The sequence below is a fragment of the Oceanotoga teriensis genome, assembly GCF_003148465.1.
Taxonomy (GTDB): domain Bacteria; phylum Thermotogota; class Thermotogae; order Petrotogales; family Petrotogaceae; genus Oceanotoga; species Oceanotoga teriensis.
Genome location: NZ_QGGI01000005.1, coordinates 1 through 15,127 on the forward strand (window position 1 = coordinate 1; position 15,127 = coordinate 15,127).

Below are 15,127 nucleotides of genomic sequence, written 5' to 3' on the forward strand. Positions count from 1 at the left end.
TTGCTATATCTACTCCCACTACTAATGTTTTTTCATCCACTTGTTTTATTTTATTATTTTGTGTATAATTCATTTAGGTTCCTCCTTTGTAAAATATTTGATGGATTCTTGTTACACTTTTATTTTACGGGGAGGTTCCTTTTTTTTCAACCTCTTTCTTTTTTTATTTCAGGAATGCTCCTAACTAAAATTATTCATTCATCTGATATTTTAATATATTCATATATTAAATACAATTAAATACTCACGTTGTATTTCCATAATGATGTGGCAAAAAATTCCTAATCAATAAACTTTCTAATAAAAACATAATATTTGATACAAAAAAGCTTTTTTTGTTCTTTAATCACCATTATTTGATAATATTCAAATATAATCAAAAATAATCACTATAAGCAAAATCTTATAGTGATTATTTTTTATTCAAATCTATTAAAAATTATTTCAGTTGTATATAATTTTGGGTATATATTCAATCCTTTATATTTAAGATAAATTTTATCTTCTGAATCTATCCAAAAATCTCCAGTCCAAAAAGTAGATAAGAATCCATCTATTTTCATTTTTATATTCATTGTGTTATAGTCTTTATTATTTATTCGAATATTTTCAAAAGAATTGAAATATACATACATTTTCTTAAAATTTAAGTCTTGAGGATTAAATGTCCAAAAATATATATTATCAGAACTATAATCTATTAAAGATAAAGAATATCCATAAATTTGAAACCATGGCAAATCATCTAATATAAATTCTTTTTCTATTTTTTTATTTTCTTTTTCTCCCATTAGAAATACTTTATTTTCTTTTCTTTCGAGAATGAAATGACTATCTTTTGATATATATTCTAATTTATTAACCTTTTCATTATCATGATAGACCTTATATTTATCTTCATTTCCTATCCATTCCACATAAAAATTTTCTTTATTATAAAGCATTTTACTCTCATTTATTCCATCTGGAAGTGATTCATCATAAACCATTTTTAATGATTCTTTTGACTCAAATATGTTAGAATAAGCAAAAGTAAAACAGTTCAATAGAATTAGTAAAAAAAATAATTTTTTCATAAAATTCCTCCAATATCAATCGTATTTTTATGTTATAATTTTATTAACTCCTAAAAGCAAAAGGTGAATATATGGATAAACGAAAAAAAGTTGTTTATTATATTTTAATCATAACTGGAATATTATTGACTTCTTATATTCCATTTGAAAAATTTAATATAGAGTTTAAATATTTAATACCATTATTTTTAATAACTTATATATCGGATAATTTAAAAATATATTGGCGATATGATAGAAGACTTGTTAGCAATATTGTTGGATTTACATTTTCCTTCATTTTAGGATTGCCATATATATTTTTAAATTCTTTTATAACTTTTTTTAGATTAAAAAAGAGTTCTTTAAATGGTAGGCTCTATGTATTTTTAGTATACTATAACACTTATATATTATCAGCTATCATAGCTTATAAATTTGATGGAATTCTCTCAATATTTTTATTTTTGACTTTATCAAAAATATTTAATTCCATAATAATGAATACTTTAAAAACTTTTGATTTTAATATTTTTTTATTAGAATACTTACATTTTTTAACTTTGATACCTTTTTCATATTTCTATTTAATTTCAGATCAATATATAATTAAAATGGCTCTGATAACAGTAAATTTATTATTATCTATCTTATATTATTTATTGATTAAATTAAAAAATGAAAAAAATGATGAAATAATAAAAAATCAAAGACTTCAAAAATTTAATGAAATAACTTTAAAATTCTCAAATATTTTAAAGCAGTTCAGTGTAAAAGATACTGAATATTTTGTTTTGGATGAAATTGCAAAAATTATTCATTCGCAGTTGAAATATAAACATGTTTTAATAAGTATGTTCGATTTTAAAAAAAATACTGTTGAAAGAATAACTCAAAAAGGTTTGAGCGAAAATGATTTTAATAAAATAAAAAATAAAAGAGTTAGTATAGATAAAATAATGAATTTACTCGATATCTCAAACAAATATCTTGAAACTTATTTCATCCCAAATAATGGCAATGATAAAGATTATCTTTTTTCTTTAAGAAATGAAGTAAATATAAATGATAGTTTAAAACCATCTAATCTATGGAGATATGATGATTTATTGTTAATAACTTTAAAAAATGATATGAATGATATAATTGGTTATATATCTTGTGATGAACCAGAATCAGGTCTTAGACCTACAAAAGAAGAATTAAATATTTTGACTGTATTGACTCAATTAGCATCTATAACTTTAGAAAATTCTTATAAATATGATGAGGTTATTAATATAGCTGAAAGAGATGGATTAACTAAATTATATAATCATTCAAAGCTATTTTCAGATTTAAAATTATTTGAAAAAGATGGGAAAAATATATCTATTGCTTTTTTTGATATGGATAATTTCAAATCCTTCAATGATAATTATGGACACTTAGAAGGAGATAAAATATTGAAAAAAATTTCTAAACTATTTAAAAACAATATAAGAGATAATGATAGAGTTTATAGATATGGTGGCGATGAATTTGTATTTATATTTAATAATATTAAAAAAGATAAATCTAAAGATATAATTAAAAGATTTATTGAGAAAACTTCTTCAATAAATTCAAATATAACTTTTTCAATAGGAATTGCTGACTCCTCTGAAACATCAAAATATAAAGAACTTTTAGATTTAGCCGATAAAAGAGCCTATAAATCTAAAAAACTTGGTAAAGATAGAATAACTATTTAAAATTTATATTTCAAATCTCAAATATAAAATAAATGAGGAGTGTTTATTTTGAAAACAAAAAAATTAACTTATACATCAATGATGTTGGCATTAGTTTTTATATCAACACTTTTAATAAAGATACCAGTTCCAATAACCAATGGTTATATTCATCTTGGAGATTCTATGATATTTATAGCATCCATAATATTTGGATGGAAAACAGGAATGATATCTGGCGGATTGGGTGCCTCCATGGCTGATTTAATTGGAGGTTATGCATTTTGGGCATTACCAACTTTAATAATAAAATCTATAATGGCAGGAATAATTGGTCTATTCACAAAGAAAAAATCTAAAAACATTGCATTTATTATGACAATATTGGGAATTATAATATGGATATTATTTAGTTCAATTATTTATATATCTTTAAATAACTTAAAAATCGATATAAAAAATGATTTAAATTATTCACAAAAAATAATAAATGAAACTGGTTTAGATAACATCAAAAACCTTGATTCGACAATAAAAAAGATACAAAATATACTTCTATATATATCTATAATAATCCCAATTTTAAGTTTTATACTAATATCAATTTTTAGAAAAAGGGATAAAGATTTATTTAATTTAAATACCTTTTTAGGTATAATTATTTCTGGTCTTTGGATGGTGATGAGTTATTATATAAGTGGAATATTCATATATGGAAATTCTATAATACCTATATTTGAAATACCTTGGAATATAACTCAATTTATTGGAAGTGCTATAATAGCAATATTAATAGTATTTTCTTTGAATAAATTAAATTTAAAAATAAAATTATAAAGATTTAGGTTAGGAGATTAAAAAATGAAGAAAACCATTTATTTATCAATAATTTTTTTGATATTACTTATAACTATTTTTCTTATCTTTTTTGCAGGTTTTATAAAAATATCTGATAAAAGAATATTTTATATTGGATCAAAAGAAAAAGCTTTAAAAGAATTCTTTGAAAAAGAAAAATATGAAATAATAAATGATTATAAAAATAAATATAAGGACGATTATTTATATTATTTTGTAAAAGATATAGTTCAGAGCGATTATCCTTATTTGAACTTAAAAGAAAAGAAATATGATTTCGATTGGAAAGATTTATCTGATTTTTATATCGATAAAATAAAAAATACTGATAATGAAGATAAAAAAATGTATTTATTGAATGAAATGATTAGTTTTTTAAATGATTCAAATATTAAAATAGATTCGAATCATGACAACTTTTATAATTTAACCCTTCCAATAAAATTAAAGGAATTTGGAAATGATATAAAAATAGAAGCTTATAATATTCATGCAATAGAATTTCAGGATAATATACAAATAGGTGACACTTTATTAAAAATAGATGATATTCCAATAGACGAAATCATCCAAGAAATCTCTTCAAAAACTTATTATGGAAAAGTCAAAAATGGTAAAGATTTAATATTAAAAAAAATTTTTAATCTTTATAATTTTTATATTAAAGATGAAAAATATGATTCTTCAACTCTAACATTAAAGGATTCAGAGCAAAATGAATATACTATTTCTCAAAAGTACAATCCAAATGATATATATTTTAAAAATAATTCTTTTATGATAAATGAATATGCTTATAATTCAACAAAAAACAATTTTGAAATATTTGATAAAGATATCGGTTATCTAAAAATAGGTTCTTTTGAAGATGAAAATTTTGAAGATTTCATTCAAAATATAGAACTTGAAAGAACTAAAGGATTGATAATAGATATAAGGGGTAACTCTGAAAAGAGCAATGAAAAAAATATGTTTTTGTTATTATCGAAGTTCATGAATACAAATGATGAATTTTTATATAAAAGAATTAAAAATTCTGAATTTTTACATATATTCGGGAGAAATTCTAATGATTATCCAAATGATATAGAATTCAATGGAGAATTTTATCCGGATATTAAACTAAATTATGAACCCTCAAATAATAAATATGATAATCCTGTAATACTTATAATAGATAATATAAACTATAATTCAAGTGATCTTTTCATATATTACTTTAAAAATAATAGTATTGGAAAAGTAATAGGTAGAAATACTATCATGAATATAGGTAAAACTTTTGATATTAAGTTTGATGATATTATTTTGAAATTTCCTTATTTAATGTATTTAAATCATTATAAAGAAATACTAGAAGAATACGAAATTAAACCAGATATATATATTCCTTATACGGATAATGAAGTTAGAGGAGAAGATATTATATATGAAACATCATTTAACTTAATATTGGCTTCAATTGAGCAAAAATAAAAAAATTTCCGTTATAATTTTTAAATTATAACGGATTTTTTTATAAATAATCTCACCTAAATGAACAAAAAAAGATAAGATATAAATTTTTTATTATGCTAAACTCTATTTTGGAGGTGCAAAATGAATTGGATAAACATTTTAAATGATGTAATAAACTATATAGAATCAAATTTGAATTCTGAGATCTCTCATGAAGAAATTTCTAAAATATCTTGCTGTTCTTATTATCATTTTCAAAAAGTTTTTTCATACATAACTGGTTTATCTTTGGGTGAATATATAAGAAATAGAAAAATGACTTTAGCTGCCTTCGATATACAAAAAGATGAAGGAAGAATCATTGATATTGCTTATAAATATGGATATGCCTCCCCAAATTCATTTAATAAAGCTTTTAAAAGTGTGCATGGTATTCCTCCAATAAAAGCAAAAAATAATAAAGCAATTTTAAATATATTCCCTAAGTTAAGTTTATCCCTTGAAATATCGGGAACAGAAGATGTTAAATATTCGATAGTAGAAAAAGAAAGTTTTAAAATTATAGGAAATAGAATTTCATTATCAGAAAATATGAATGAAAATTTTAAAATAGTCCCAAATTTTTGGAAAAAAATGATAAATAATGATTTTATAAATAAATTGAAAGAATTCAACAATAATTATCCAAAAGGTATATTAGGAGTTAATTATTTTAAAAATTCAAGATATATTTACTATTATATTTCAGTGTCGAGTAATAAAAAGGCTCCAAAAAATATGTATGAAATTAATATACCAAAATCAACTTGGATAATTTTCAAGTCAGAAGGAGATTTTGAAAAATCAGTTCAAAAAATTTATACTAAATTCTTTAAAGAATGGCTACCTTTTTCGAATTATGAATATGGTAAATTACCTGATATTGAAGTATATCCTTTTGACAAAAGCAAAAATTTTGAAGTGTGGATTTCTATAAAAAATAAATAAGAAAGGGGTTTTTTGATGAATGAATCTATAACTATTGAAAATGTAGAACCATTAAAAGTCGCATCAATTAATTATGAAGGAATTTTGAAAGGAGCAAATAAATTTTTCCCAAAGATATTTAAATCAATAAAAGGGCAAAATAATGGAGCACCATTTTTTAATTATTATTTTTTTGATAAAAATAATCAAATGGCAAAAATAGAATTATGTGTTCCAACAAATGAAATTCCCAACAATAATTCTATCGAATCAAAAACTATTAAAGGAGGTTTATTTCTATGTAAAACACATAAAGGTTCTTATTCAAATTTACAAAAAAGTTATGAGGAATTAACTATTTATGCCGAAGAACATAATTTAAAATTGTCTACTCCTTGGAGAGAAATTTTTGTGAAAGGACCTGGATTATTTCTAAAAGGTAATGAAGATAATTATATAACTTTAATACAAATTCCTATTTTAGAGGAGTGATAAAAATATATATAATAGAATCTAGAAATGTAACGAAAAAATTTAAAAATGGTGTAAAAGCTTTAAATAATTTTGATTTGAAAGTAAAAGAAGGACAAATTTTTTCATTACTTGGACCAAATGGTGCTGGAAAATCTACTTTAATAAAAATACTCACAACTTATTATAAATATAATTCTGGTGAAATAAATATTTTTGGAACAGATCTTATAAATAATTCAAAAGAAATAAGAAAAAACATTGCTTGTGTATCTCAAAATATTTCTGTAGATAATCATTTATCTTTAAAAGAAAATATTATATTTCAAAGCCACCTTTATAAAATAGATAGAAAAGAATCTAATCGTAGAATGAATGATTTAATAAATATATTAAAATTAGAGAAATATATAGATTTTCCTACAAAAACTTATTCTGGAGGAATTAAAAGAAGATTGGATATTGCTATAAATATGATATCCAATCCCAAAATACTTTTTCTTGATGAACCTACAACTGGTATGGATATAGAATCTAGAAAGATATTATGGGATATAATATTAAAAATAAACAAAAATTATAATACTACTATATTTTTGACAACACATTATCTCGAAGAAGCTGATCATTTAAGCGATGAAATTTGTATAATGAAAGATGGTAAAAATATAATTCAATCATCTCCAGATAGTCTAAAATATTTAACTAAAAAAAGAGTTATTAAGATAGAGTTTACAGATATGAAAAATCTTGAAAATTTTGAAGATTTAAATAAAATTTTAAAATTAAATCTAAGATATGAAAAAAAACAAAATATATTATTTATAAGTATTCAAAATGGAAAAAATATTTTTAAAGATTTAAACAATCTTTTATTGAAAAAAGATATTGATTTTAAAGGAATCTCTATCATAAAACCTACCCTCGAAGAAGCTTTTATAGATATTATAAATAAAGATAAAGAGGTGAATAATAATGTTTAGTATTATGTTGAGAAATATGAAATGGAGATTTCAAAATCCAATTTCAATAATTATAACAATAATTCAACCTCTTTTATGGTTAATTCTATATAGTACAGTAGCATCTCAAACAATGGAAAAAATTAATATTTCGAATTATACTGCTTTTGTTTTACCTGGAATAATGTTTTTAGTGACATTTTCTTCTTGTTCAAGTGGTGGTATTATAAATTTCATAATGAAATCTAATGGAAGTTTTTATAGAATTTTGATATCTCCAATAAAAAGATCTTCTATGATTCTTGGACAGATATTAGAAGCTATTTTATTATCACTTTTAGAAATTTTTATATTGTTTTTTATATCTTTATTTTTTAATGTGACTATTAGTTCTGGATTTATAGGATTTCTTTGTATATTAGTATTAATATTTTTAAATGCTTTCTTTTTATCTGGATTAGCTTATTTTATAAGTTTAAAAATGCCAAATGAAGTAATATATGAAACTATAATGACTCTTATAGTATTACCAATATTTTTTTTAAGTTCTGCACTTTTTCCAATAGATAATATAAATGGTATTCTAAAATCTATTATACTATTTAATCCTTTTACCCATTTTATAAATTTAATAAGAGATCTTTTATTCTCAAATCAAATAGACTATAATATGTTTTTTTCAGTTGTGATCTTATTTTCAATTCTATCCATATTAATATTTTTACTTTCAATTTTTACATTAAATAAAGAAATAAATCAATAAAATAAAATGGAGAATGATATTTATTATATCATTCTCCATTTTATTTTATATATACCAATTATTAGCTTTTAATCATTATTTCAACCATTAATAATATCATAAAATGAGATCATATATATATAATTTTTCTTGTTTAATAATATTTACACACCTTGTATGTTTTATTAACTTTTCTATATTATCTCTGTTACTTTAAAAGTATTAAATAGACAATAGTTTTATGAAAAAAATTCAACTCTAAGGAGGTCTTTATTATGAAATTAACCCCTCTTATTAAAAAGGCAGCTGAAACACTTGATACACCATTTTTGGTATTAGATTTATCTTATGTAAAAGAAAATTATAAAAAATTAAAAAAAGCTATAAATAATGTTGATGTTTTTTATGCAGTAAAAGCTAATTCACATACAAAAATTTTAGAACTGTTAAGGGATGAAGGCTGTAGTTTTGATGCCGCATCAAGAGGTGAAATCGATAAATTATTATCTTTAGGAGTTTCTCCTGATAAAATAAGTTTTGGAAATACTATAAAAAAAGAAATAGATATAAAATTTGCTTGGGAAAATGGTATAGAATATTATGCTGTAGATTCTGAAATGGAAGTAGAAAAAATAGCAAGAAATGCTCCCAATGCAAAAGTATATGGAAGAATCTCAACCAGTTCAAATGATGCCGATTGGCCTTTATCTGACAAATTTGGAACAGATGTAGATCATGTTATACAAATACTTGAATATGCTCATAGAAAAGGTTTAAATGCTTATGGTGTTAGTTTTCATGTTGGTTCACAATCATATAATAAACATAAATGGAAAGAAGCTATATTAAATGCAAGTGAAGTATTTGAAAAACTTGCCGCAAAAGGTATAAACCTCAAACTTCTAAATTTAGGTGGAGGTATGCCAGTTCAACATGTTAAACCAATACCTATGGTTGAAGAAATAGGTGAGGTAATTAATCAATCTATTGAAGAATATCTTGGATGGGTTGATGGTTTGAAAGTATTCACTGAACCTGGAAGATCCATGGTTGGGAATGCAGGAATAATGGCTTCTAAAGTATTGTTAAGAAGTATAAAAGGAACAAAACACTGGGTATATCTTGATGTAGGTGTATTTCATGGTTTAATGGAAACAATTGAAAACTTTAGATATGAAGTAGTAGTAAATAATAAAGAAAATCATGAAACAGCTGAAATGACCCTCGCTGGTCCTTCATGTGATAGTGTAGATACTATATATGATGAAATAGAATTACCTGTTGATATAGATTATAATGATATAGTTTATTTTATAAATACTGGAGCTTATACAATAGAATATGCTTCACCACATTTTAATGGAATAACTCCACCAAAAGTTTTTACAGTGGAAGAATTGAAAGAAGAACTTCAAAAATATAAAATAAAATCTGAAGAAATTATGATATAAAAAAAGGCTGGATATAAATCCAGCCTTTTTTTATAATTCAATAATAAATTCATTTTTTATTTTTTTCGCTTCAAAAATTTCTTCTTCTTTAATATTTTCATAATATATTTCTTGATCAAATATTTTAGAAAATTCATTTCCAAAATTTTTTAATACTTGATCAAAGTTTATTTCATCGTTGAGATATTCATTTATATCTGCAACATTTTTTTTCAAATGTTCTTTCATCTTTTCTTTATTCTTTAAGGTAAAAGAATTTATATAATTATCATAATCAAATTTAATTGGTATTGATCCATGTTGTAAAACATATTTTTCATTTCTATACTGAGCAGATCCTATAAGCTTTTTTCCATCTATAGTAACTTCATATATAGAAGGTACATCATAACATATATCTTTGCTTAAAACTTCTTTTTTTGCTTTTTGTACATCACATGGAATACCTAATTTTAAAAGAGCGTTTGTTAATCCCTTAGATATTTCCATATAGCTTTTAATTATATTTTTGGGTAATTTTTCATTTTTAGAAGAACATGAAAACAAATAAGTTATTTCGTCATTATGTAATACTGCCCTTCCTCCTGTAGGTCTTCTAACTACATTTATATTATTATTTTTTATATACTCTATATCTATATTATTTATCTTTTGATTCCTTCCTAATGATAAAGTTGGTCTATCCCATCCATATATTCTTATTATTATATCTTCAAAATTATTTATAGATTCTGAAAGAACTTTATCTATTGCCATATTCATCTCACCAGAATAATAATCATCTTTTATTAATCTTATCATTTAGATCCCCCCAAAGGCATTTTATTTGGTACGCCAGTCTCTCTTGGATATTTTAAAGGGGTTTTATCATATTTTTTAAATATTATCATATATCTATCTTTTTGTTCTTCTTCAAACAAATTATATTTTATGATTTTTTCTTCTTTAACTTTTAATAATTTAGATGCTTTTTTTGCAAATTTTTGTTCTTCTTCCATATATAAAGGACCCTTAAAAAGAGCTATATAACCATTTCTTTTAGTTGCGAGTGCTGAATACTCAAGTGCAATATCAGCTCTTGCAAGAGCTCTCGATGATACTATATCAAATTTTGAAATATTTTCTCTTGCAAATTCTTCTATTCTTTTATTTATAACATTAACATTTTTGAGTTTGAGTTCATGATAAAATTTTTTTAAAGCTTCTGTCTTTTTACCAATACTATCAACTAAATAAAAAGTTTTTTCTGGATATAATATAGCCCATATTATTCCTGGAATACCACCACCAGAACCTAAGTCTGCTATAATTTTTGCATTTGAAAATTCATCAGTTTTTTCAGCTGCTAATATAGAATCAATCACATGATATTCAAATGCAATATATTTATCTTTTATAGCTGTCAAATTAGCTGGATAGTTTAACAACATATTCAGATAATATGAGATTTGTTGCAACTTATTGTTTTCAATATCTAAAGAATAACTTTCCATAATTTTTACATATTTTTCGTCTAAAAACATTGACAACTTGCTCCTTTTATGTTAAAATATATTTGGCTTTGAAGCCGAGGATTGGAGACGTAGTCTAATTGGCAAGGCGTCGGTCTTGAAAACCGATGAGGTAACCCCTCGTGTGGGTTCGAGTCCCACCGTCTCCGCCATTTAAAAACCGCCTAAAAGGCGGTTTTTATTTTACTTTACCAAATCTATCAAGTGGTCCTATTCTTAAAAATATATTACCTATAATATTGTTTTCTGGAACAAAACCAAAAAATCTACTATCCCAGCTTTCAAGAGAATTATCTCCCATGAAATAATAATATCCTTCAGGAATTTTTATATTTATAAGTCCTTCTTCATCTCTATATATTATTTCTTTTAAATCAAAATCTTTTTCAAATTTTTTATATGTTTCATCATAATCATATGCATAATTACTTTGCTTATAAAATTCTAAATTAGGTCTTAAATTATATAAAGCATAATTCCCATCAAAATTATCTTTGTAAAACATGGTATATTTTGAAAGATTTATTTTTCTTTCATTTTTTTCTGGATAAGCTAAAAAATCATAAAAATTTGGTTCATAAAAAACTCCATCTATTAGATAATATCTATTTTTTAATGATTCTGGAATTTTACCATTTATTTCGAGTTGTGCCACTCTTGATTTTACTGAAGAAGGTATATATTCTATTCTTTCATAATATTTTATTATGAATTGCAAAAAATCTGGATAATTTTTTATATTTTCTTCATTTAAATCAAGTTTTTCCCAAAAACTATCTTCAACAGGAACTAATCTTAAATTATCTCCTGGTTTTCCCACAAGTCTTTTTACATATTTTGCATGACCTTCAAACTCTTTTGGTGCAAAAAAATCCATAAAATTATCAAATGCTCTCAATTTAGCTTGTGCTCTAACATCAACAAAAGGTGTCCAAAATACTACTATATCACCTGTATTTGGCCTTTCAAAAGAGTATGTTATTTTTTCAACGAGAAAACGGTCCTGCTCTTTAATGGTTGGAACCATTGAAGGAGTCGGGACCATCATTGTCTCTAAAACAAATAATCTAATTATTGTACCAAATATAACTGCATATATAATAGCACCAAGCCAGTCAAGAGCTTCATGTTTTATTTTATTCTTGACTTCGCTATTATTTTTCAAAGGGCTCAGTCCCTTCTTTCTTTTATCTTGATCTTACCTTTCACGTTTCTTAAATAATAAAGTTTAGCTCTTCTAACTTTACCTTTTCTTACAACTTCTACAGAATCTATTAAAGGTGTATTCATAGGAAATACTCTTTCAACACCTATTCTATCCGCACCTATTCTTCTAACTGTGAATGATTTACCCATTCCAGCTCCTCTTTTTTTAATAACTATTCCTTCATATGCTTGAAGTCTTTCTCTTCCACCTTCAACAACTTTTACCTGAACTCTTACAGTATCTCCTGCTCTAAATTCTGGTATATCATTTCTTTTATAATTGCTTTCTATCGCTCTTATTAAGGAATCCATGTTTTTCCCTCCTATATATTATTTTTATTATTTAAAACTTTTTCTCCTATGAGTCTGTCAAGTGAAATGGCTACTGCCGCTCTTACAGAAAGATGATTAAAATCAGAATTACCTCTTATTGGCTCAAGATCATAATCACATATATCTCTTATTTCTTCTGGCATTCCCCATCCAGTTCCATAAAGTATTAAAATAGGAGCTTCTTCTTCTTCAATAACCTTCGATAGCTCAGAAAAATCAATTGCTTTTTCTCTTGGTTTAGCTGAGGTAAAAACTATCTTTGGTTTTTCATTTTCAATTTTTTCAATATCTTCTATAGCATCTTCTAAATATTCTACTATTTTAAAAACGGATAATGCATCTTTTCTATTTGGATTATATGTACTACCATATCCTTCTCTCCAGTAATCAACTACATTGTTTACTATCTTTCTCTGTGCCGGTAAATTAGAAACCATATAAAAGTTTTTTATATTATATGTTCTGCATGATCTGGATATATCATGTATATCAAAATTAGTTATAGCTGTTGATATTATCTGTTCTTCTCTACCAAGAATAGGATAGTGTATCAATGCAACATATAATTTATTTAGCATTATTATACAACTCCCCAATTATTTCGGTTAAAAGTTCTTTTTCTTCTTCAGATAATTTTCTTTTTATAAAAAGATCTTTTCTTTTTAATATGGTATTTAAAAGACTGTTTTTCTTTCTATATTTTTCTATCTTCAAATGATTTCCACTCAATAGAATTTCTGGAACTTTTTCTCCGTTGAAATCATAAGGCTTGGTATACTGCGAATAATCAAGTAATCCATTATAAAAAGAATCATTTATAACACTGTCATTATCTCCAACTACCCCAGGCACAAACCTCAAAAGAGAATCTATCATAAGCATTGCAGGGATTTCTCCACCAGTTACAACAAAATCTCCTATTGAAACTTCTTTATCAACTATTTTTTCTATTCTTGCATCTATACCTTCATATCTTCCACATAAAAATAAAAGTTTTTTCTTTTCAGATAGATATCTTGAAACTGAATTATCAAACTTTATTCCTTGAGGAGAAGTCATGATAACATACGGTTTTTCACCATCTTTTGAATATTCTTCATAGTATTTAAAGAAAGGTTCAACTTTCATCACCATACCAGATTTTCCGCCATATCCTGGAATATCAGTAACATGATGTTTGTCATCTGTATAGTCTCTAAGATTTATAGCTTCAAAATCAACTATACCATTTTCTATCGACTTCTTTAGAACTCCATATTCAAATAGAGTGTTAAACATATTTGGGAAAATAGACAAAACTTTAATCTTCATCTTTTGTTCCATCATCGAGAAACTCCATTCTTTTAACGATGAATTTTTTTTCTTCTTTATTCATTTCTATTATATATTCTTTGATTAAAGGTATTAAATATTCTTCTTTTTTATTTTTAGTTACTTGAATAACATCATTGGCACCAGTTTGAATAACATCTGTTATCTTACCGGCATGTTCTCCATCTTCAAAATAAACTTCTGAACCAATGAGTTCAAATATATAATATTCGTTTTTTTCAAGAGAAGGTAAATCTTCTTTTTCAATATACACTTCAAATCCTTTTAATTTTTTTGCTTCATTTATTCCTTCTACTCCATGAAGTTGAAAAACATAAAGCCTGTTTAAAGGCTTAACTTCTTCAACTCTTGAAAAGAAAAATTTTTTGTTCCCTGGATTATAAAGTAATATTTCATCTAAAGAAAAAACTAATTCTCTTATATTTGTATAAGGAAAAAATTTTACATTTCCATACAGACCATGATTATTGGTTATTCTTCCTATTGCAATTTTGCCATCGAGAAGATCATCAAGCCTTTTCATATAATCACCTTATAACTTTCAAAACAAACTTTTTATCGTTTTCTCCCTTTGCTGCATTTAAAATTGTATTTATGGATTTTATAGTTCTTCCATCTCTTCCAATTATTTGTCCAACATCTTGAGGATTAACAACTATTTCAAAGATTATACTATCTTCTTCGTCAAATTCAACAATAGTAACTTCTTCAGGCTTCTTAACAATTCTTTTCAAAATGCTCTCAAGAAGTTCTTTCATTAATTACTTTCTCCCTTTTTAGCCTGTCTCTTTTCATATTTTATTTCATCTAATCTCTTCATTACACCAAATTTAGATAATATACTTCTTGCTGTATCTGTTGGTTGAGCACCTTTTAATAACCATTCTAAAGCCTTATCTGCATCAAGTCTGTATTTATCATTATCATCTATTGGATTATAATATCCTAAAGATTCTATGTACTTTCCGCTTCTCTTTTCTCTTGAATCAACTACTACTATTCTGTAAAATGGTTGATGTCTTCTTCCCATTCTGTTTAATCTTATTTTTACCATGTGTAAAATACACCTC

General features: G+C 24.4%; 18 protein-coding genes and 1 tRNA gene. 9 read left to right on the top strand and 10 right to left on the bottom strand.

The genetic code is table 11. The features are described from left to right. Nucleotides 1-419 precede the first annotated feature (419 nt). Entirely contained in the window at nucleotides 420-1,076 is a 657-nt protein-coding gene (locus C7380_RS04485; RefSeq protein WP_109604294.1) for a hypothetical protein, read from the bottom strand. A 71-nt stretch (nucleotides 1,077-1,147) separates the two neighbouring features. Between C7380_RS04485 and C7380_RS04490 the strand changes: the two genes are divergently transcribed. The 8 genes from C7380_RS04490 to C7380_RS04525 all read left to right on the top strand — a co-directional run bounded on the left by C7380_RS04490 (nucleotide 1,148) and on the right by C7380_RS04525 (nucleotide 9,675). Beyond that, nucleotides 1,148-2,788: a GGDEF domain-containing protein gene (locus C7380_RS04490; RefSeq protein WP_109604295.1), complete on the top strand. Its 1,641-nt coding sequence runs from the start codon at nucleotides 1,148-1,150 to the stop codon at nucleotides 2,786-2,788. Between the two features lie 48 nt (nucleotides 2,789-2,836). Continuing rightward, on the top strand, nucleotides 2,837-3,604 hold the full coding sequence (locus C7380_RS04495; RefSeq protein WP_206050523.1) for an ECF transporter S component: 768 nt from the start codon (nucleotides 2,837-2,839) through the stop codon (nucleotides 3,602-3,604). Between the two features lie 24 nt (nucleotides 3,605-3,628). Then, complete coding sequence (locus C7380_RS04500) at nucleotides 3,629-5,101, top strand: S41 family peptidase (RefSeq protein WP_109604297.1); 1,473 nt, start codon at nucleotides 3,629-3,631, stop codon at nucleotides 5,099-5,101. A gap of 123 nt (nucleotides 5,102-5,224) precedes the next feature. Next, complete coding sequence (locus tag C7380_RS04505; protein ID WP_109604298.1) at nucleotides 5,225-6,070, top strand: AraC family transcriptional regulator; 846 nt, start codon at nucleotides 5,225-5,227, stop codon at nucleotides 6,068-6,070. Nucleotides 6,071-6,085: 15 nt separating this feature from the next. Beyond that, nucleotides 6,086-6,541 carry a GyrI-like domain-containing protein gene (locus C7380_RS04510; RefSeq protein ID WP_109604299.1) on the top strand — a complete coding sequence of 152 codons (456 nt, stop codon included), beginning with the start codon at nucleotides 6,086-6,088 and terminating at the stop codon, nucleotides 6,539-6,541. Then, a complete protein-coding gene (locus C7380_RS04515) occupies nucleotides 6,538-7,503 on the top strand; it encodes an ABC transporter ATP-binding protein (RefSeq protein WP_206050524.1) in 966 nt (321 codons plus the stop codon). The genes C7380_RS04510 and C7380_RS04515 overlap by 4 nt, the downstream gene beginning before the upstream one ends. Beyond that, the gene (locus C7380_RS04520; RefSeq protein ID WP_109604300.1) at nucleotides 7,496-8,245 is read left to right on the top strand and encodes an ABC transporter permease; all 750 of its coding nucleotides are present in this window, start codon (nucleotides 7,496-7,498) and stop codon (nucleotides 8,243-8,245) included. Before C7380_RS04515 ends, C7380_RS04520 begins: the two co-directional genes overlap by 8 nt. A 254-nt stretch (nucleotides 8,246-8,499) precedes the next feature. Next, nucleotides 8,500-9,675 (top strand): type III PLP-dependent enzyme, encoded by a 1,176-nt coding sequence (locus tag C7380_RS04525; RefSeq protein ID WP_109604301.1) that lies wholly within the window; start codon nucleotides 8,500-8,502, stop codon nucleotides 9,673-9,675. Nucleotides 9,676-9,705: 30 nt separating this feature from the next. Here C7380_RS04525 and C7380_RS04530 read toward each other — a convergent pair whose 3' ends face one another. Next, the gene (locus tag C7380_RS04530; protein WP_109604302.1) at nucleotides 9,706-10,476 is read right to left on the bottom strand and encodes a lipoate--protein ligase family protein; all 771 of its coding nucleotides are present in this window, start codon (nucleotides 10,474-10,476) and stop codon (nucleotides 9,706-9,708) included. Continuing rightward, on the bottom strand, nucleotides 10,473-11,198 hold the full coding sequence (gene rsmG, locus C7380_RS04535) for a 16S rRNA (guanine(527)-N(7))-methyltransferase RsmG (protein WP_109604303.1): 726 nt from the start codon (nucleotides 11,196-11,198) through the stop codon (nucleotides 10,473-10,475). Before rsmG ends, C7380_RS04530 begins: the two co-directional genes overlap by 4 nt. 53 nt (nucleotides 11,199-11,251) lie before the next feature. Here rsmG and C7380_RS04540 point away from each other — a divergent pair. Beyond that, nucleotides 11,252-11,338 (top strand) — tRNA-Ser (locus C7380_RS04540). 26 nt (nucleotides 11,339-11,364) lie between these two features. On the opposite strand, the gene lepB is transcribed toward C7380_RS04540, so the two are convergent. Genes lepB through rpsP form a run of 7 tightly spaced genes read right to left on the bottom strand, consistent with a single transcriptional unit; the run spans nucleotide 11,365 to nucleotide 15,111 of the window. Further along, on the bottom strand, nucleotides 11,365-12,351 hold the full coding sequence (gene lepB / locus C7380_RS04545; protein ID WP_109604304.1) for a signal peptidase I: 987 nt from the start codon (nucleotides 12,349-12,351) through the stop codon (nucleotides 11,365-11,367). A 5-nt stretch (nucleotides 12,352-12,356) separates the two neighbouring features. Further along, on the bottom strand, nucleotides 12,357-12,704 hold the full coding sequence (gene rplS / locus C7380_RS04550) for a 50S ribosomal protein L19 (protein WP_109604305.1): 348 nt from the start codon (nucleotides 12,702-12,704) through the stop codon (nucleotides 12,357-12,359). A gap of 11 nt (nucleotides 12,705-12,715) precedes the next feature. Next, entirely contained in the window at nucleotides 12,716-13,303 is a 588-nt protein-coding gene (locus C7380_RS04555; RefSeq protein ID WP_109604306.1) for an RNA methyltransferase, read from the bottom strand. Beyond that, the gene (trmD, locus tag C7380_RS04560) at nucleotides 13,293-14,051 is read right to left on the bottom strand and encodes a tRNA (guanosine(37)-N1)-methyltransferase TrmD (RefSeq protein ID WP_240597497.1); all 759 of its coding nucleotides are present in this window, start codon (nucleotides 14,049-14,051) and stop codon (nucleotides 13,293-13,295) included. The genes C7380_RS04555 and trmD overlap by 11 nt, the downstream gene beginning before the upstream one ends. Continuing rightward, on the bottom strand, nucleotides 14,026-14,580 hold the full coding sequence (rimM, locus tag C7380_RS04565) for a ribosome maturation factor RimM (RefSeq protein ID WP_109604307.1): 555 nt from the start codon (nucleotides 14,578-14,580) through the stop codon (nucleotides 14,026-14,028). The genes trmD and rimM overlap by 26 nt, the downstream gene beginning before the upstream one ends. 4 nt (nucleotides 14,581-14,584) lie before the next feature. Continuing rightward, a complete protein-coding gene (locus tag C7380_RS04570) occupies nucleotides 14,585-14,815 on the bottom strand; it encodes a KH domain-containing protein (RefSeq protein WP_109604308.1) in 231 nt (76 codons plus the stop codon). Beyond that, entirely contained in the window at nucleotides 14,815-15,111 is a 297-nt protein-coding gene (gene rpsP, locus C7380_RS04575; protein WP_109604309.1) for a 30S ribosomal protein S16, read from the bottom strand. The genes C7380_RS04570 and rpsP overlap by 1 nt, the downstream gene beginning before the upstream one ends. Between the last annotated feature and the right edge of the window lie 16 nt (nucleotides 15,112-15,127).